This window comes from Streptomyces cirratus (assembly GCF_014650775.1).
GTDB classification, from domain to species: Bacteria; Actinomycetota; Actinomycetes; order Streptomycetales; family Streptomycetaceae; genus Streptomyces; species Streptomyces cirratus.
In genome coordinates this window covers 161,674-180,064 of sequence record NZ_BMVP01000006.1, presented here as the reverse complement: position 1 = coordinate 180,064, position 18,391 = coordinate 161,674, and the positions used below count along the sequence as shown (strand labels likewise).

The 18,391-nt window shown below is 68.8% G+C and carries 13 protein-coding genes; 9 read left to right on the top strand and 4 right to left on the bottom strand.

All coding sequences use genetic code 11. From position 1 onward, the window contains the following. Positions 1–218: 218 nt before the first annotated feature. Positions 219–986 (bottom strand): IclR family transcriptional regulator, encoded by a 768-nt coding sequence (locus IE207_RS18195; protein WP_190185282.1) that lies wholly within the window; start codon positions 984–986, stop codon positions 219–221. Between the two features lie 261 nt (positions 987–1,247). On the opposite strand from IE207_RS18195, the gene metH reads away from it, so the two are divergent. The 4 genes from metH (at position 1,248) to IE207_RS18175 (ending at position 9,311) form a co-directional block, all read left to right on the top strand. After that, complete coding sequence (gene metH, locus IE207_RS18190) at positions 1,248–4,760, top strand: methionine synthase (protein WP_190185281.1); 3,513 nt, start codon at positions 1,248–1,250, stop codon at positions 4,758–4,760. Between the two features lie 112 nt (positions 4,761–4,872). Further along, a complete protein-coding gene (locus IE207_RS18185; RefSeq protein WP_190185280.1) occupies positions 4,873–5,574 on the top strand; it encodes an HAD family hydrolase in 702 nt (233 codons plus the stop codon). Positions 5,575–6,054: 480 nt separating this feature from the next. Next, on the top strand, positions 6,055–7,659 hold the full coding sequence (locus IE207_RS18180) for an ABC transporter substrate-binding protein (RefSeq protein ID WP_190185279.1): 1,605 nt from the start codon (positions 6,055–6,057) through the stop codon (positions 7,657–7,659). 71 nt (positions 7,660–7,730) lie between these two features. Then, positions 7,731–9,311 (top strand): ABC transporter substrate-binding protein, encoded by a 1,581-nt coding sequence (locus IE207_RS18175; protein WP_190185278.1) that lies wholly within the window; start codon positions 7,731–7,733, stop codon positions 9,309–9,311. Positions 9,312–9,382: 71 nt separating this feature from the next. Here the strand turns inward: IE207_RS18175 and IE207_RS18170 are convergent, their stop codons facing one another. Together IE207_RS18170 and IE207_RS18165 are read right to left on the bottom strand one after the other, a co-directional pair. After that, complete coding sequence (locus tag IE207_RS18170) at positions 9,383–10,057, bottom strand: response regulator (RefSeq protein WP_190185277.1); 675 nt, start codon at positions 10,055–10,057, stop codon at positions 9,383–9,385. Positions 10,058–10,123: 66 nt separating this feature from the next. Further along, complete coding sequence (locus IE207_RS18165; RefSeq protein WP_373304725.1) at positions 10,124–11,050, bottom strand: RecB family exonuclease; 927 nt, start codon at positions 11,048–11,050, stop codon at positions 10,124–10,126. Between IE207_RS18165 and IE207_RS18160 the strand changes: the two genes are divergently transcribed. The 3 genes from IE207_RS18160 to IE207_RS18150 all read left to right on the top strand — a co-directional run bounded on the left by IE207_RS18160 (position 11,049) and on the right by IE207_RS18150 (position 14,171). Further along, positions 11,049–12,425: a site-2 protease family protein gene (locus IE207_RS18160; protein ID WP_373304724.1), complete on the top strand. Its 1,377-nt coding sequence runs from the start codon at positions 11,049–11,051 to the stop codon at positions 12,423–12,425. The two genes, IE207_RS18165 and IE207_RS18160, sit on opposite strands and share 2 nt — an antisense overlap. 18 nt (positions 12,426–12,443) lie before the next feature. Then, positions 12,444–13,352: a tRNA (adenine-N1)-methyltransferase gene (locus IE207_RS18155; RefSeq protein WP_190185276.1), complete on the top strand. Its 909-nt coding sequence runs from the start codon at positions 12,444–12,446 to the stop codon at positions 13,350–13,352. 216 nt (positions 13,353–13,568) lie between these two features. Beyond that, positions 13,569–14,171 (top strand): hypothetical protein, encoded by a 603-nt coding sequence (locus IE207_RS18150; RefSeq protein ID WP_373304723.1) that lies wholly within the window; start codon positions 13,569–13,571, stop codon positions 14,169–14,171. A 4-nt stretch (positions 14,172–14,175) separates the two neighbouring features. On the opposite strand, the gene IE207_RS18145 is transcribed toward IE207_RS18150, so the two are convergent. Further along, the gene (locus IE207_RS18145; RefSeq protein ID WP_190185275.1) at positions 14,176–14,496 is read right to left on the bottom strand and encodes a ferredoxin; all 321 of its coding nucleotides are present in this window, start codon (positions 14,494–14,496) and stop codon (positions 14,176–14,178) included. A gap of 264 nt (positions 14,497–14,760) precedes the next feature. On the opposite strand from IE207_RS18145, the gene arc reads away from it, so the two are divergent. After that, complete coding sequence (gene arc / locus IE207_RS18140) at positions 14,761–16,527, top strand: proteasome ATPase (RefSeq protein ID WP_190185274.1); 1,767 nt, start codon at positions 14,761–14,763, stop codon at positions 16,525–16,527. Positions 16,528–16,778: 251 nt separating this feature from the next. Further along, positions 16,779–18,290, top strand: a complete 1,512-nt coding sequence (gene dop / locus IE207_RS18135; RefSeq protein ID WP_190185273.1) for a depupylase/deamidase Dop — start codon at positions 16,779–16,781, stop codon at positions 18,288–18,290. Positions 18,291–18,391: the final 101 nt, after the last annotated feature.

Below are 18,391 nucleotides of genomic sequence, written 5' to 3'. Positions count from 1 at the left end.
CATACCCTAACGCGTATTGCCGGTAGGTGTTCGACAATGCCGACCGATGAACGGCAGTTTTCCGCCCGGGTGAAGATTGCGTCAAGGGTCCGGCAGGTCACAGATCCGGATCGTTACCAGCCGGTTCGATCCACCAAAACCAGCCAACCGCTGGGCGAAAAAAGACATAATGCGGCCATGTGGGGGCTTGAGCGGCCCCTGGACGCATCAAAGCAAGGTCAGAACCGGCCTGCGCCGAGGTCGCGCGAAACCGACCGCGCGCAGTCCCGTACCGAGGCGACCAGGCTCGCCCGGGGCTCTGCGGACTCCCCGCAGACCCGCTCCACGGCTCCCGCGACCGCCACCGCGCCGACCGGCATCTTGCGCCGGTCGTGGATGGGGGCGGCCACCGAGGCGATGCCTTCCCAGGTCTCCTCCACGTCGCAGGCCCAGCCGCGCGCCCGGGTCAGGTCCAGGACCTCCTCGAAGCCGGCCGCGTCGGTGACCGTACGGGGCGTGAACGCCTCCCGCTCCACCTCGACCGCCTGCGTGTGCGCCACCGGGTCGTACGCCGACAGCACCTTGCCCAGGGCCGTGGAGTGCAGCGGCTGCATGGCGCCCACCTCCAGCACTTGCCGGCTGTCGTCCGGGCGGAACACGTGGTGCATGATCAGCACCCCGCTCTTGTGGAGCACGCCCACGTACACGCTCTCGCCGCTCGCCCGCGCCAGGTCGTCCGTCCACACCAGCGCCCGGGCCCGCAGCTCGTGCACGTCCAGGTAGCTGTTGCCCAGGCGCAGCAGCTCCGCGCCGAGCTGGTAGCGCCCGGAGGCCGGGTCCTGCTCCACGAAACCCTCGGCCTGGAGGGTGCGCAGGATGCCGTGCGCCGTCCCCTTGGCGAGCCCCAGCGCACCGGCCACGTCCGACAGGCCCAGCCGGCGCTCGCCGCCCGCCAGGAGCCGCAGCATCGCAGCGGCTCGTTCGAGCGACTGGATGTTCCGTGCCATCGTGCAGCCTCCTGCTGACCTAGTTCGACAATGCTGAACACTATCGGCCGATGTCGACCTTGTGCATGCCCGGGGAACGCTTGGTGACACCCGCGTGCCGGACGGCCGGCTGGAGCCGTGCTGGAGTCAGGCCAAAGAATGCAGTCCGCCACGTGGGACAACCCCACCGGGTCCCGGTGCGCGCGGTTACCCTGGCCGCGTGCGCCCTTGACACAGCGAGGGCGCAAAGCCGACAGCCGTCGCACCCCAGGGAGCTTGACCATGGCCTCGTTGCCGAACCCGCCCGCAGATACCCAGACACGGGCCGATGCCCTCCGAGAGGCGCTCGCGACCCGGGTGGTCGTCGCCGACGGAGCCATGGGGACCATGCTCCAGGCGCAGGATCCGACGATGGAGGACTTCCAGCAGCTGGAAGGCTGCAACGAGGTCCTGAACGTGACGCGCCCCGACATCGTGCGCTCCGTCCACGAGGCGTACTTCTCCGTCGGCGTGGACTGCGTGGAGACCAACACCTTCGGCGCGAACTTCGCGGCCCTGGCCGAGTACGACATCGCCGGCCGCAACTTCGAACTGTCGGAGTCCGGCGCCCGCATCGCCCGCGAGGTGGCGGACGAGTACACGGCGAAGACGGGGCAGCAGCGCTGGGTGCTGGGTTCCATGGGGCCGGGCACCAAGCTGCCGACGCTGGGCCACATCGACTACGCGACGATCCGCGACGCCTACCAGACCAACGCCGAGGGCCTGCTCGCCGGAGGCGCGGACGCCCTGCTGGTGGAGACGACCCAGGACCTCCTGCAGACCAAGTCCTCGATCATCGGTGCGCGGCGCGCGATGGAGGCGCTCGGCGTGTCCGTGCCCGTGATCTGCTCGGTCACCGTCGAGACGACCGGCACGATGCTGCTGGGTTCGGAGATCGGTGCGGCGCTGACGGCGCTGGAGCCGCTCGGCATCGACATGATCGGCCTGAACTGCGCGACGGGCCCGGCCGAGATGAGCGAGCACCTGCGCTACCTGGCCCGCAACGCGCGGATCCCGCTGTCCTGCATGCCCAACGCGGGCCTGCCGGTGCTGGGCAAGAACGGGGCGCACTACCCGCTGACGGCCCCCGAGCTCGCCGACGCGCAGGAGACCTTCGTCCGCGAGTACGGCCTGTCGCTGGTCGGCGGCTGCTGCGGCACCACCCCCGAGCACCTGCGCCAGGTCGTGGAGCGGGTGCGCGGCCTGGCCCCGGCCGAGCGGCGGCCGCAGCCCGAGCCGGGCGCGTCCTCGCTGTACCAGACCGTGCCGTTCCGCCAGGACACCTCGTACATGGCGATCGGCGAGCGGACGAACGCCAACGGCTCCAAGAAGTTCCGCGAGGCGATGCTGGAGGCCCGCTGGGACGACTGCGTGGAGATGGCCCGCGACCAGATCCGTGAAGGCGCGCACATGCTCGACCTGTGCGTGGACTACGTGGGCCGCGACGGCGTCGCCGACATGAAGGAGCTGGCCGGCCGCTTCGCCACGGCGTCGACGCTGCCGATCGTGCTGGACTCCACCGAGGTTCCCGTGATCCAGGCGGGTCTGGAGAAGCTGGGCGGCCGCGCGGTCATCAACTCGGTGAACTACGAGGACGGGGACGGCCCCGAGTCCCGGTTCGCGAAGGTGACCGCCCTGGCGCGCGAGCACGGCGCGGCGCTGATCGCGCTGACCATCGACGAGGAGGGCCAGGCCCGCACCGTCGAGCACAAGGTGGCGATCGCCGAGCGGCTGATCGAGGACCTGACCGGCAACTGGGGGATCAACGAGTCGGACATCCTCATCGACACCCTCACCTTCACCATCTGCACGGGTCAGGAGGAGTCCCGCAAGGACGGCATCGCGACGATCGAGGCGATCCGCGAACTCAAGCGGCGCCGCCCCGACGTGCAGACCACGCTGGGCCTGTCCAACATCTCCTTCGGTCTCAACCCGGCCGCCCGCGTCCTTTTGAACTCCGTCTTCCTCGACGAGTGCGTCAAGGCCGGCCTGGACTCGGCGATCGTCCACGCCTCGAAGATCCTGCCGATCGCCCGCTTCGACGAGGAGCAGGTCACCACCGCCCTGGACCTGATCTACGACCGGCGCGACGGGGACTACGACCCGCTGCAGAAGCTGATGGCGCTCTTCGAGGGCGTCAACACCAAGTCGATGAAGGACGGCCGCGCCGAGGAGCTCCTCGCGCTGCCCCTGGACGAGCGGCTCCAGCGCCGCATCATCGACGGGGAGAAGAACGGCCTGGAGGACGACCTCGCCGAGGCCCTGCAAACCCGTCCGGCCCTGGACATCGTCAACGACACCCTGCTGGAGGGCATGAAGGTCGTCGGCGAGCTGTTCGGCTCCGGCCAGATGCAGCTGCCGTTCGTCCTGCAGTCGGCCGAGGTGATGAAGACTGCGGTCGCGTACCTGGAACCGCACATGGAGAAGACCGATGACGACGGCAAGGGCACCATCGTGCTCGCCACCGTCCGCGGCGACGTCCACGACATCGGCAAGAACCTCGTCGACATCATCTTGACCAACAACGGCTACAACGTCGTCAACATCGGCATCAAGCAGCCCGTCTCCGCGATCCTTGAAGCCGCGCAGGAACACAAGGCCGACGTGATCGGCATGTCCGGCCTGCTCGTCAAGTCCACCGTGATCATGAAGGAGAACCTGGAGGAGCTCAACCAGCGCAAGCTGGCGGCCGACTACCCGGTCATCCTCGGCGGCGCGGCCCTGACCCGCGCCTACGTCGAACAGGACCTCCACGAGATCTACGAGGGCGAAGTCCGCTACGCCCGCGACGCCTTCGAGGGCCTGCGCCTCATGGACGCCCTCATCGCCGTCAAGCGCGGCGTCCCGGGCGCGGAACTGCCCCCGCTCAAGCAGCGCCGCGTCCCCAAGCGGGACACTCCGCTGATCCAGGTGGAGGAGCCCGAGGAGCCGGGCGGCCGTTCCGACGTGGCCGTCGACAACCCGGTCCCGACCCCGCCGTTCTGGGGCACCCGCGTCGTCAAGGGCATCCCGCTCAAGGACTACGCCTCCTGGCTGGACGAGGGCGCGCTGTTCAAGGGCCAGTGGGGCCTCAAGCAGGCCCGCGCCGGGGGAGCGACGTACGAGGAGCTCGTCGAGTCCGAGGGCCGTCCGCGGCTGCGCGGCCTCCTGGAGAAGCTGCACACCGAGAACCTGCTCGAAGCGGCCGTCGTCTACGGCTACTTCCCCTGCGTGTCCAAGGGCGACGACCTGATCATCCTGGACGAACAGGGCAACGAACGGACCCGCTTCACCTTCCCGCGCCAGCGCCGCGGCCGGCGCCTGTGCCTGGCCGACTTCTTCCGCCCGGAGGAGTCGGGGGAGACCGACGTCGTCGGCCTCCAGGTGGTCACCGTGGGCTCGAAGATCGGCGAGGCCACCGCCAAGCTGTTCGAGTCCGACTCCTACCGCGAGTACCTGGAACTGCACGGCCTGTCCGTCCAGCTCGCCGAGGCCCTCGCCGAGTACTGGCACGCCCGTGTCCGCGCCGAGCTCGGCTTCGGCGGCGAGGACCCGGCCAAGGTCGAGGACATGTTCGACCTCAAGTACCGGGGCGCACGCTTCTCGCTGGGCTACGGCGCCTGCCCCGACCTGGAGGACCGGGCCAAGATCGCCGACATGCTCCAGCCGGAGCGCATCGGCGTCCACCTCTCGGAGGAGTTCCAGCTCCATCCGGAGCAGTCCACCGACGCCATCGTCATTCACCACCCCGAAGCGAAGTATTTCAACGCACGCTGACGCGGACCGGCGTACACTGGTCGGTCCCATACAGGCCGGTCACCTGTTCCCCCGGGCATGTCCCCGAGGAGCGAGGTGACCGGCCTTCTCGTCCCTTGTGAGAGGTGTGCGCATGACCAGCACCGTTCCAGCCGCCGTCACCCGTACGACCGACGGTTCGGCCCTGCAGGCGGTACTGCTGGACATGGACGGCACCCTCGTCGACACCGAGGGGTTCTGGTGGGAGATCGAGGAGGAGATCTTCCGCGAGCTGGGCCACCGGCTGGAGGAGACCTGGCGCGACATCGTCGTCGGCGGGCCCATGAGCCGCAGCGCCGCCTTCCTGATCGAGTCCACCGGCGCGGCCATCGGCCTCGCCGAGCTCAGCGTGCTCCTCAACGAGCGCTTCGAGGCGCGGATCGCCGACCAAGTGCCCCTGATGCCCGGCGCCGAGCGGCTGCTGGCCGAGCTGGCCCGGCACAACGTACCCACCGCGCTCGTCTCCGCGTCCCACCGCCGGGTCATCGACCAGGTCCTGCTCACCCTCGGCCGCGACCGCTTCACCATGACGGTCGCCGGCGACGAGGTGCCCCGGACCAAGCCGCACCCGGACCCCTACCTCCTCGCCGCCCAGGCCCTCGGCGCGCACCCCTCGCGCTGCGCCGTGATCGAGGACACCGCCACCGGGGTCGCCGCCGCCGAGGCCGCCGGCTGCCGGGTCGTCGCCGTGCCCTCCGTGGGTCTGATCCCCGCCGCTCCCGGCCGCACCATCGTGCGTTCCCTGGAAGAAGTGGACCTGGCGTTCCTGCGCTCGCTCATCACTCCGCTGAACTGAACGCGCACGCTGCGTACCGAACAGAACCAGGCGTTACCGGGGAGCGGCGAGAGGATCTTCCGCGCGGCGCCCCGGAGGCCGAAATTCCATCCCGCGTCACGCAGTTGCCCCGGGGTGAGCTTGGTCACCCGGCGGAACCGCGGCGGGCCCTCGCACACGCCCTGGACCGTTCCCTTGTGTCCGGATTGATCAGCTCCTGACCCCCTCTGCGCCCACTCTGGGATGAACGGTCAGTCCGCGCCCATAACCGTCCGGTTACGCCCCAACTCCTGCCAGTTCCAGCCATCCCGTCCCAGGCCACTAATGTCGACGCCGGGCACTGCGCCGCACCTCAGCAGTACCGGAGACACACCCCTGTGCCGGTACCGCGTGGACCGATCGTCACACACCGGCCCGATCGTTCCGCCCTGAACGGGCGACCGTCGCGATGTGCCCTCTACGCCGCTTTGAGCAAGTGCCGGGTGAGGGAGTACTTCCAGCATGAACCGCAAGACCATGGTGCTGACGGCCGCGATAGGCCTGCTCACCCCCGCGCTGTCCGCCTGCGGCAGCGCGAGCGGAGGAGGAGCGGGAACCGGGGCGATCGTCGTCGGTACCACCGACCGGTTCGAAACCGCCGACTACGCCCCCGCCCCCTTCGACCCCGCCTACGCCTACGACGCCGGTGCCTGGAACGTCCTGCGCCAGACCGTCCAGACGCTGATGCGCACCCCGCGCGGCGGCGGCCAGCCCGTCCCCGAAGCAGCCTCCGACTGCCGCTTCACCGACACCGGCAACGAGAGCTACCGCTGCACGCTGCGCCCCGGGCTCACCTTCGCCGGCGGTGACCCGCTGACGGCCAAGGACGTCAAGTTCTCCATCGACCGCGTCCTCGCGATCAAGGCGGAGAACGGCCCGTCCTCGCTGCTCTCCACCATCGACACCGTCGAGGCCCAGGGCGCCGACACCGTCGTCTTCCACCTCAAGACCGCCGACGCGACGTTCCCGTACAAGCTCTCCACCCCGGCCGCCGGCATCGTCAGCGCCAAGGACTACGACGCGAAGAAGCTGCGCCCCGGCTTCGCCGTCGACGGCTCCGGCCCCTACACGATGAAGGCCGAAGTCAAGGGCAACCAGCTCGTCCGCGCGGTCTTCACCAAGAACCCGCACTACAAGGGCGACATCAAGCTCCAGAACGACAAGGTCGAACTGCGTTCCTTCGCCGACTCCGAGAGCATGGGCAAGGCCCTGCGCGGCGGTTCGGTGCACGTCGTCTCCCGCACCCTGTCGCCCACCCAGATCGCCGAGCTCTCCGCGAACCCGCCCAAGGCCGTCAAGCTCGTCCCGCTGCCCGGCCTGGAAATCCGCTACCTCGGCTTCAACACCGACGCCCCCGCCGTCAAGGACAAGGCCGTCCGCCAGGCCCTCGCCGCGGCCGTCGACCGCAACGCCCTGATCTCCAAGGTCTACGGGAAGGCCGCACAGCCCCTGTACTCCCTGGTCCCCACCAGCGTCACGGGCCACGTGAACTCCTTCTTCAACAAGTACGGCGAGGCCAACACCGCCAAGGCCGCCGACCTGCTGAAGAACGCCGGGATCAAGACCCCCGTCAAGCTCACCCTCAACTACACCACCGACCACTACGGTGACGGCACCGCCGCCGAGTTCGAGGAACTCAAGGCCCAGCTGAACTCCACCCAACTGTTCGACATCACCGTCCAGGGCAACGACTGGGCCGACTACCGGCCCGCGCAGAAGAAGGGCGACTACGCCGCCTACGGGCTCGGCTGGTTCCCCGACTACCCGGACGCCGACAACTTCCTCGCCCCGTTCCTGGAGCAGGACAACTTCCTGGGCACGCCGTACGCCAACGCCGCCGTACGCACCCGGCTCATCCCCGAATCGCGGCGCGCGGCCGACCGCACGGTCGCCGCACCCGCGTTCAAGGAGATGCAGGACATCGTCGCCGACGACGTCCCCGTCCTGCCCCTGTGGCAGGGCAAGCAGTACGTCGCCGCACGCGACGAGATCACCGGGGTGGAATGGTCGGTCAACGCCATCTCCGACCTCCAGCTGTGGGAACTCGGCCGGGGCGTCAGCGGCTGAGCAAGGCACCAACCGGCAGCGGGTGCCGCAGGCCGGGGCAACGAAACAGTACGACTGTGAAGGACGTTCGCGTGATGAGACGTAACCAGTGGTTGGCAGCCCCGCTCGGCGCCGCAACCGCCGCCGCGCTGCTGAGCGGTTGCGGTTCGCAGGATGGCTCGGCCGCGGGCAGCGGCAAGGGCGTTGTCATGGGGATATCCGACAAGGTGAAGTCCACCGACCCCGCGTCGGGCTACGACCCGGGCTCCTGGCTCCTGTTCAACAACGTCTTCCAGTCCCTGCTGACCTTCCCCAAGGGCGGCAACACGCCCGAACCCGACGCCGCCCAGAGCTGCGGCTTCGAAGGCGCGGACAGCAAGGTCTACAAGTGCGTCCTGCGCGCCGGGCTCAAGTTCAGCAACGGCGACACCCTCACCTCCAAGGACGTCAAGTACTCCTTCGAGCGCACGTTGAAGATCAATGACGCCAACGGCCCGGCCGTCATGCTCGGCTCCATCGCCGGCATCGAGGCCCCCGACGAGAAGACCGTCGTCTTCCGCCTCAAGACCTCCGACGCGACCTTCCCCAGCAAGATCGCGGCCGGCGCCGGCGCCATCGTCGACCACACCCAGTACCCGGCCGACAAGCTCCGCACGGACGGCAAGGCCGTCGGCTCCGGCGTCTACAAGCTCGACTCCATCAGCGACAAGAGCGCCAACTTCTCGGTCAACGACTCCTACAGCGGCAAGGCCAAGCCGAAGAACACCGGCGTCACCTTGAAGTTCTTCAACGACGACCAGGCCGCGCTCAAGAAGGTCCTCGAAAGCGGTGACGTCGACTTCGCCTTCCGCGGCCTCGCCGCCAAGGACATCGCCAGCCTCGCCAACAAGGCCGGCGAGCAGAAGGTCGAAGTCGTCCAGGGCACCGGCGCGGAAGTCCAGCACCTCGTCTTCAACATGAACGACCCGGTCGCCGGAAAGCTCCCCATCCGCAAGGCCATCGCCTACCTCGTGGACCGCGAAGCGATCATCAAGGAGGTCTACGACGGCACCGCCACCTCCCTGTACTCGATCGTCCCCGCCGGCATCGCCTCCCACAACACCGCCTTCTTCGAGCGCTACGGCGGCACCCCCCAGCTGGAGAAGGCCAAGAACGTCCTGCGCGCCGCCAACGTCAAGGACAAGGTGAAGATCACCCTGTACTCGACGCCCACCCGCTACGGGCCGGCCACCGACCAGGAACTCCAGCTCATCGCCAAGCAGCTCAACGACAGCGGCCTCTTCGACGCCGACGTGAAGTCGGTGGCGTTCGACCAGTACGAGAAGGACATCGAAGCCGGCAAGTACGGCGTCTACGTGAAGGGCTGGGTGCCCGACTACCCGGACGCCGACAACTTCACCCAGCCGTTCTTCGGCCCGGACAACGTCCTGCACAACAACTACGACAACAAGGAGATCAGCGGGACCATCATCCCCTCGACCTCCGCGAAGTCCGACCGCACCGCCGCCACCGCCGAATTCACCCGGCTCCAGGACATCGTCGCCGACGAGATCCCGATCCTGCCGCTCTGGCAGGGCAAGCAGTACGCGGTCACCCGCCAGAACGTGACCGGCCTCCAGTGGTCGCTCGACGCCTCGACCGTCTTCCGTTTCTGGGAGATAAGCAAGGGCTGAGACGTGCCGACGGGCCGGCAGCCGCACCACGCGGCCGCCGGCCCGTCGCCGTTACCACTGGGTCCCCGGGACTACTGCTGCGCCCCCGGACGCACCAGACCGCTCTCGTACGCGTACACGGCGGCCTGCACGCGGTCGCGCAGGCCCAGCTTCGTCAGCACGTGCCCCACGTGCGTCTTCACGGTGGTCTCGCTCACGAACAGGTCCGCCGCGATCTCCGCGTTCGACAGCCCACGGGCCACCAGCTTCAACACCTCCACCTCACGCTCCGTCAGCGTGCCCAAGGTGTCCGGGACGCTGTCGGCCCCCGACGGCAGATGCTCCGCGTACTTGTCCAGCAGCCGCCGCGTGATGCTCGGCGCCAGCATCGCCTCGCCGCCCGCCACCACCCGGATCGCCTGCACCAGCTCGTTCGCGGGAGCGTCCTTGAGCAGGAACCCGCTCGCACCCGCCCGCAGCGCCTCCACCACGTACTCGTCCAGATCGAACGTGGTCAGCACCAGGACCTTCGCCGGGCCGTCCCGGCCCGGCCCCGTGATCTGCCGCGTCGCCTCCACCCCGTCCATCCGCGGCATCCGGATGTCCATCAGCACCACGTCGGGCTGCAGCACCCGCACCTGGTCCAGCGCCTGGAGGCCGTCCCCGGCCTCACCGACCACCGCCAGGTCCGGCTCCGCCTCCAAGATCATCCGGAATCCGGTGCGCAGGAGCGGCTGGTCATCCACCAGCAGGACGCGGATCGCCACGGGGGTACCTCATCTTCGAACGGCGGCTTCGACGGGCGGGCTGCCCATTGTGCCCTGGCCCGGCGATCACGATCCCCCCGGTCCCGCCCCCTCCGCCTCCGCCTGGGTCCTCGGGACGATCACGAGGGGATAGGCCGGGGGAGTACCACCGAACTCCGGACACACCGCCCGGTGATCACACCACCCGCACAGCTTCGTCGGCCGCGGCCGCCACTCACCCGTCTCCGTCGCCTCGACGATCGCGTCCCACAACGCCAGCAGCTTGCGCTCCACCCGCTCCAGGTCCGCCACCACCGGGTCGTACGTCAGCACGTCCCCACTGCCCAGGTACACCAGCTGCAGCCGCCGCGGCACCACCCCCTTCAACCGCCACACCACCAGCGCGTAGAACTTCATCTGGAACAGCGCGCCCTCCGCGTACTCCGGCCGCGGCGCCTTGCCCGTCTTGTAGTCCACGATCCGGACCTCGCCCGTCGGCGCGACGTCCACCCGGTCGATGATCCCGCGCAGCCGCAGCCCCGACTCCAGCTCCGTCTCCACGAAGAACTCCCGCTCCACCGGCTCCAGCCGCGTCGGGTCCTCCAGCGTGAACCACCGCTCCACCAGTGCCTCGGCCTCCGTCAGCCAACGCGCCAGACCTTCTCCCTCATCACCCGCGGGGAACAGCTCCGTCAGCTCCGGCTTCGCCTCCAGCAGCCGGTCCCACTGCCCCGGGATCAACGCCTTCGCCCGCGGCGCCGTCCGCTCCTGCGCGGGATGATCGAACAGCCGCTCCAGCACCGCGTGCACCAGCGTCCCCCGCGTCGCCGCCGCACTCGGCTTCTCCGGCAGCTTGTCGATCACGCGGAACCGGTACAGCAACGGACAGCGCATGAAATCACTCGCCCGCGAAGGCGACAGCGAAGCGGGCCGCACCGCGCCACCCGCCCCATCGGGCGCGGCAACGTCATCGGCAGCAGCCACACCAGGAACAGGACCGGGGCTCGTCGTCATGCGTAAAACCCTACGACCCGCCACCGACAGCACGCGCATACCATCGACTCCGAGCCCCCTCGCACTGCATGATCAGAGCATCACACCGCGCTACCGCCCCACCACGCACCCGCACAACGCCCCGCACACCACCGGCGGAACCGCCCCACCGGACAGCACCGAACGAAGGACAGCCGTGCCAGACACCGACGAAACCGGAGAGCGCGCACCCAAGCGCTCCGACCCGGGGGGCGGACTCCTCATGGGCCGCCCCTTCGGCGTACCCGTCTACGTCTCGCCCAGCTGGTTCCTCGTCGCCGCCCTCATCACCTGGGTCTTCGGCAACCAGCTCGACCGCGTCCTGCCCGAACTCGGACCGGCCCGCTACCTCGTCTCCCTCTTCTTCGCCGTCGCCTTCTACGCCTCGGTTCTCGTCCACGAACTCGCGCACACCGTGGCCGCCCTGCGCTTCAGCCTCCCCGTCCGCCGCATCCGCCTCCAGTTCTTCGGCGGAGTCTCGGAAATCGAGAAGGAAGCCGAAACCCCCACCCGCGAATTCGTCCTCGCCTCCGTCGGCCCCCTGCTGTCCCTCCTCCTCGCCGGAGCCTTCTACCTCGGCATGGAGGCCGTCGACGCCCCCACCGTCCCCGGCGTCCTCCTCGCCGGCCTCATGATCTCCAACCTCCTCGTCGCCGCCTTCAACCTGCTCCCCGGCCTCCCCCTCGACGGCGGGCGCATGCTCCGCGCCCTCATCTGGGGCGTCACCGGAAAACCCATGGCAGGCACCGTCGCCGCCGCCTGGGTCGGCCGCGGCCTCGCCGTCACCGTCCTCATCGGCCTGCCCCTCGTCACCCAGACCGGACTCCTCGGCAACCGCAGCCAGGAAATCGGCGGCATGGACACCGTCATGGACGCCCTCCTCGCCGCGATCCTCGCCGCCATCATCTGGACCGGCGCCGGCAACAGCCTGCGCATGGCCCGCCTGCGCGAGCACCTGCCCGAACTCCAGGCCCGCGCCCTGACCCGCCGCGCGATCCCCGTCGAGAACGCCACCCCCCTCTCCGAAGCCCTCCGCCGCGCCAACGAAGCCGGAGCACGCGCCCTCGTCGTCGTCGACGGCCACGGGGACCCCACCGCCATCGTCCGCGAGACCGCCATCGCCTCCGTCCCCGAACACCGCCGCCCCTGGATCGCCGTCAGCACCCTCTCCCAGGACCTCACCCACGGCATGAAGGTTTCAGCGGAGCTCGCCGGCGAAGAACTCCTCGACCACCTCCGCGCCACCCCCGCCACCGAATACCTCGTCATCGAACCCGACGGCGGGATCTACGGGGTCCTGTCCACCACGGACGTCGAAAAGGCCTTCGTGAAGGCCATGGCGCGGCCCCAGTCCTGAACCCAATACACTGGTCACATGTCCGAACCGACCGGTGCCGCCCGCCGACGCGGGCCCTTCGAGGTCGGGGACCAGGTTCAGCTCACCGACCCCAAGGGCCGCCACTACACCTTCACGCTCGAAGCCGGGAAGAATTTCCACACCCACAAGGGTTCCTTCCCCCACGACGAGCTGATCGGTGCTCCCGAAGGCAGTGTTGTCCGTACCACGGGGAACGTCGCGTACCTCGCGCTGCGCCCCCTGCTCCCCGACTATGTCCTGTCCATGCCCCGCGGTGCCGCCGTGGTCTACCCCAAGGACGCCGGCCAGATCCTGGCCTTCGCCGATATCTTCCCCGGCGCGCGCGTCGTGGAAGCCGGCGTGGGCTCCGGCTCCCTCAGCAGCTTCCTGCTGCGCGCCATCGGCGACCAGGGCATGCTCCACAGCTACGAGCGCCGCGCGGACTTCGCCGAGATCGCCACCGCCAACGTCGAGCGCTACTTCGGCGGCCCCCACCCGGCGTGGCAGCTGACCGTCGGCGACCTCCAGGACAACCTGTCCGACACCGACGTCGACCGCGTGATCCTCGACATGCTCGCCCCCTGGGAGTGCCTGGAGGCCGTCTCCAAGGCCCTCGTCCCCGGCGGCATCCTCTGCTGCTACGTGGCCACCACCACCCAGCTCTCGCGCACCGTCGAGTCCATCCGCGAGTTCGGCTGCTACGCCGAACCGCAGCCGTGGGAATCGATGATCCGCAACTGGCACGTCGAAGGCCTCGCCGTCCGGCCGGACCACCGCATGATCGGCCACACCGGCTTCCTGGTCACCGCCCGCCGCCTCGCGGACGGCGTCGAGCCCCCGATGCGCCGCCGCCGCCCCTCCAAGGGCGCCTACGGCGAGGACTACGAGGGCCCGGGCAGCCAGAGCCGCGGCGCGGACCGCGACTGACCCACCGGCCCGCGCCCACCCCGGCGCAGACCCAACACGAAGGCGCTGTGGCGCAGTTCCCCGACCGGATCGGGAACTGCGCCACAGCGCCTTTTCGTTGACGGGGGGCGGCCGGACGGACTTCGCCGCATCCGTCCGGACCCGCCCGTTCCACCCTGGTGTGAGGTGTGGCACGATGCTGGCACCGCGTCACCCTTCGCACAGGAGACACCCCGCGTGCTGCACAGCCCCACCGAGCCGGCCCTCACACTGGACACCCTGGCCCACGGTGGCGCCGGTCCCCTCCACTGGGTCGCCACGGCCACCGCCATGGCCGCCGTCATCGCGGCAGCGGGCCTCCTCCAGCCGGAACCCGCGACCGGCACCCCCGTCACCGCCACCGCGGCAGCCGCCGCCGGCCCCCCGGCGGCCGCCCCCGACGCACACGCCGTCACCTACCCGCTGGACTGCAAGGGCGTCCCGCAAGCGGTCACGGCCACCGCCCAGGGAGACCTCGACGGCGACGACCGCCCGGAAACCGTGGCCGCCGTCCGCTGCGACGCCGGCTCCGGCACCCCGCCGCACGCCATCTACGTCCTGACCCAGGACAAGGCGAAAGGCGCCCCGCCACGCGTCGTGGCCACCTTGCTCGAAGCCGGACGACGCCAGACGGCCACGGACCTCACCATCAGTGACCGCACCGTGACGGCGAGTCTCCTCGGCTACTCCTCACCGGCGGTCCCGCGCTACAGCCCCGACACCAGACAGCTCGCCAAGTGGCGCTGGACGGGCGGAAAATTCCGCCAGGAGCTTACCGACTCACGTCCCGGAAGCGTTTGAACCGTCACTCGGCGTCAGGGCCGTACACCTCGACCCGGTCCGAAACGCGGCGGACGTGAATGCAGTCACCCGGGCATTCCTTCGCCGAATCGACCACGTCCTGGAGCAGCGTCAGCGGAACCGGAGTGGTCGCCCCCGGGTCCTGGAGAAGCTCGTCCTCGGCACTCTTCACGTACGCCAGACCATCGATGTCCAGCTCGAACACCTCCGGGGCGTACTGCACGCAGATGCCGTCGCCGGTGCACAGGTCCTGGTCGATCCACACCTCCAGCGACGCCTCGGCCTCGCCGGCGCCGCTCGTGGGAGCCTCCTGCTGCACGGTCATATCTCCTGCCGTTCCCTGCACTGAGTGATCCACCCCGGTCACAACTCGCGACAAGTCGCGCGGGCCCTGACGGGTGTTGAACGCTTCGACCTTACAACCGGCTGCTTTCCGATGCTGCTGGGTGGGTATTTCCCTGGCGAGAGGGAGTACGCAAGGGTGAAGATCGGACACACCTCTACCGTCTTTGTGATCTAGGGGTTTCAATCACCACCAGCCCAGGTAGGGTCAGGAAGCGTCCAGCTCCCCTTGGAGGAGGTGAGGACCGTGGCAGCCCACGACGACGACATCAACCGCGGCATCCGGCCCGGGCGAGGGTCCGAGGACCCCGCTGGCCAGGTTGCCTATCTCGAGCAGGAAATCGCCGTCCTGCGACGCAAGCTCGCCGACTCACCGCGTCACACGAGGATTCTCGAAGAGCGGATCATCGAGCTCCAGACGAATCTGGCCGGCGTATCCGCACAGAACGAACGACTGGCGAACACCCTCCGTGAGGCCCGCGACCAGATCGTGGCCCTCAAGGAGGAAGTCGACCGGCTCGCCCAGCCGCCGGCCGGCTTCGGTGTCTTCCTGCAAGCCAATGAGGACGGCACCGTCGACATCTTCACCGGCGGCCGCAAGCTCCGCGTGAACGTGAGCCCCAGCGTCGAGCCGGAAGACCTCCGGCGCGGCCAGGAGGTCATGCTCAACGAAGCACTCAACGTGGTCGAAGCGATGGAATTCGAGCGCGCCGGGGACATCGTCACCCTCAAGGAGATCCTCGAGGACGGCGAGCGCGCCCTGGTCATCGGGCACACCGACGAGGAAAGGGTGGTGAGGCTCGCCGAGCCGCTCCTGGACATCACCATCCGCCCCGGCGACGCCCTGCTCCTCGAACCCCGCTCCGGCTACGTCTACGAAGTGGTCCCCAAGAGCGAGGTCGAAGACCTCGTCCTCGAAGAGGTCCCGGACATCGACTACGACAAGATCGGCGGCCTGGGCGACCAGATCGAACTGATCCGCGACGCCGTCGAGCTCCCCTACCTCTACCCGGACCTCTTCAAGGAGCACGAACTGCGCCCGCCGAAGGGCATCCTGCTCTACGGCCCCCCCGGCTGCGGCAAGACGCTCATCGCCAAGGCGGTGGCCAACTCCCTTGCCAAGAAGGTCGCCGAGGTGACCGGTCAGCCCGCCGGGAAGTCCTACTTCCTGAACATCAAGGGCCCCGAACTCCTCAACAAGTACGTCGGCGAGACCGAGCGGCACATCCGCCTCGTCTTCCAGCGTGCACGCGAGAAGGCGAGCGAAGGCACCCCCGTCATCGTCTTCTTCGACGAGATGGAATCCCTCTTCCGCACCCGCGGATCCGGCGTCAGCTCGGACGTGGAGAACACCATCGTCCCCCAGCTCCTCGCCGAGATCGACGGCGTGGAAGGCCTGGAGAACGTCATCGTCATCGGCGCCTCCAACCGCGAGGACATGATCGACCCGGCCATCCTGCGCCCCGGCCGCCTCGATGTGAAGATCAAGATCGAGCGCCCGGACGCCGAGGCCGCGAAGGACATCTTCGCCAAGTACCTCAAGGCCTCGCTGCCCCTGCACGCGGACGACCTGTCCGAACACCAGGGCTCCACGGCCGGCACCGTCCACAGCATGATCCAGACCGTCGTCGAGCAGATGTACGCCGAAACCGAGGAAAACCGCTTCCTCGAGGTCACGTACGCCAACGGCGACAAGGAAGTCCTCTACTTCAAGGACTTCAACTCCGGAGCCATGATCCAGAACATCGTGGACCGGGCCAAGAAGATGGCGATCAAGGCCTTCCTCGAACACAACCAGAAGGGCCTGAGGGTCGCCCACCTCCTCCAGGCCTGCGTGGACGAGTTCAAGGAAAACGAGGACCTGCCCAACACCACCAACCCCGACGACTGGGCCCGGATCTCCGGAAAGAAGGGCGAGCGGATCGTATTCATCCGCACCCTCGTCACCGGAAAGCAAGGCGCGGACACGGGACGCTCCATCGACACGGTGGCAAACACCGGTCAGTACCTCTGACAAAGCGGGGCGGCTGCGGGTGCCCCCACCGGGGCACCCGCAGCCGACTGCTTTACCGACTGCTTTTCCAGCCGGTGGCAGGACAAATTCAATGACCGAAATGATCTCCCCACCAGCGCGGAGTGGTTCTAGGCTCTTCCGTACCGCAGGTCAAGCAGTGCGGGGACGGACGCCGCACACGACGCATCGGAGCACCAGCGGTACTTGAGCGCCGCTCCCGGCCGGGAGCGCCGCCGGGCAAGGAGGGCCGCATGACCGTACGGCGAGTAATGGGGATCGAGACGGAGTACGGGATCTCCGTCCCGGGCCACCCGAACGCCAATGCCATGCTCACCTCGTCCCAGATCGTCAACGCCTACGCGGCGGCGATGCACCGGGCACGCCGTGCCCGCTGGGACTTCGAGGAAGAGAATCCGCTGCGGGACGCCCGCGGCTTCGACCTCGCCCGCGAGGCCGCCGACAACAGCCAGCTGACCGACGAGGACATCGGCCTCGCCAACGTCATCCTCACCAACGGCGCCCGGCTCTACGTCGACCACGCCCACCCCGAATACAGCTCCCCCGAGGTCACCAACCCCCTCGACGCCGTGCTCTGGGACAAGGCCGGCGAACGGATCATGGCCGAGGCCGCCGAACGCGCCGCCCAGCTCCCCGGCGCGCAGCCCATCCACCTCTACAAGAACAACACCGACAACAAGGGCGCCTCCTACGGCACGCACGAGAACTACCTGATGAAGCGGGAAACCCCCTTCTCCGACATCGTGCGCCACCTCACCCCCTTCTTCGTCTCCCGCCAGGTCGTCACCGGCGCCGGACGCGTCGGCATCGGCCAGGACGGCCGCGACCACGGCTTCCAGATCAGCCAGCGCGCCGACTACTTCGAAGTCGAGGTCGGCCTGGAGACCACCCTCAAGCGCCCCATCATCAACACCCGCGACGAGCCGCACTCCGACGCCGAGAAGTACCGCCGGCTCCATGTGATCATCGGAGACGCCAACCTCTCGGAAATCTCCACCTACCTCAAGCTCGGCACGACCGCACTGGTCCTCTCCATGATCGAAGACCAGTTCATCAACGTCGACCTCGCCGTCGACCAGCCCGTACGCACCCTCCACCAGGTCTCCCACGACCACGGCCTCCACCACCTGATCACGCTGCGCAGCGGCCGGACACTCACCGCGGTGCAGCTCCAGATGGAGTACTTCGAGCTGGCGCGCAAGTACGTCGACGAGCGGTTCGGGACGGACGCCGACGAGCAGACCAAGGACGTCCTCACTCGGTGGGAGGATGTCCTGGGCCGGCTGGAGACCGACCCCATGAGCCTGTCGGGCGAGCTGGACTGGGTCGCGAAACTGGAACTGCTGGAGGGCTACCGCAGGCGCGACGGACTCGACTGGGACGCGGCCCGGCTGCACCTGGTGGACCTCCAGTACGCGGACGTACGCCCCGAGAAGGGCCTGTACAACCGCCTGGCCGCCCGCGGCAAGATGAAGCGGCTGCTGGAGGAGCCGGCCGTGGAGCGGGCGGAGGGCAAGCCTCCCGAGGACACCCGCGCCTACTTCCGGGGCCGGTGCCTGGAGCAGTACGCGGACGACGTGGCGGCGGCCTCGTGGGACTCGGTGATCTTCGACCTCCCGGGCCACGACTCCCTCCAGCGCGTTCCCACGCTGGAGCCGCTGCGGGGGACGCGGGCGCACGTGAAGGAGCTCCTGGACCGCTGCCGCACGGCGGAGGACCTGGTGCGGGTGCTGTCGGGGCGCTGAGCAGGCGCCGGACGCTTTCCGGACCCCGGACGGGGGCTGAAAGGGCCCCGTTTTGGGAATCATGGGAACACCCGGACGTTGTGAAAGTGCGGGGACGGATG

What these genes read in the sequence shown, in the direction of transcription:
- IE207_RS18195 (WP_190185282.1), bottom strand. Translation starts at nt 986, where the DNA reads ATGGCACGGAACATCCAGTCGCTCGAACGAGCCGCTGCGATGCTGCGG.
- metH (WP_190185281.1), top strand. Translation starts at nt 1,248, where the DNA reads ATGGCCTCGTTGCCGAACCCGCCCGCAGATACCCAGACACGGGCCGAT.
- IE207_RS18185 (WP_190185280.1), top strand. Translation starts at nt 4,873, where the DNA reads ATGACCAGCACCGTTCCAGCCGCCGTCACCCGTACGACCGACGGTTCG.
- IE207_RS18180 (WP_190185279.1), top strand. Translation starts at nt 6,055, where the DNA reads ATGAACCGCAAGACCATGGTGCTGACGGCCGCGATAGGCCTGCTCACC.
- IE207_RS18160 (WP_373304724.1), top strand. Translation starts at nt 11,049, where the DNA reads ATGCGTAAAACCCTACGACCCGCCACCGACAGCACGCGCATACCATCG.
- IE207_RS18165 (WP_373304725.1), bottom strand. Translation starts at nt 11,050, where the DNA reads ATGACGACGAGCCCCGGTCCTGTTCCTGGTGTGGCTGCTGCCGATGAC.
- IE207_RS18155 (WP_190185276.1), top strand. Translation starts at nt 12,444, where the DNA reads ATGTCCGAACCGACCGGTGCCGCCCGCCGACGCGGGCCCTTCGAGGTC.
- IE207_RS18145 (WP_190185275.1), bottom strand. Translation starts at nt 14,496, where the DNA reads ATGACCGTGCAGCAGGAGGCTCCCACGAGCGGCGCCGGCGAGGCCGAG.
- dop (WP_190185273.1), top strand. Translation starts at nt 16,779, where the DNA reads ATGACCGTACGGCGAGTAATGGGGATCGAGACGGAGTACGGGATCTCC.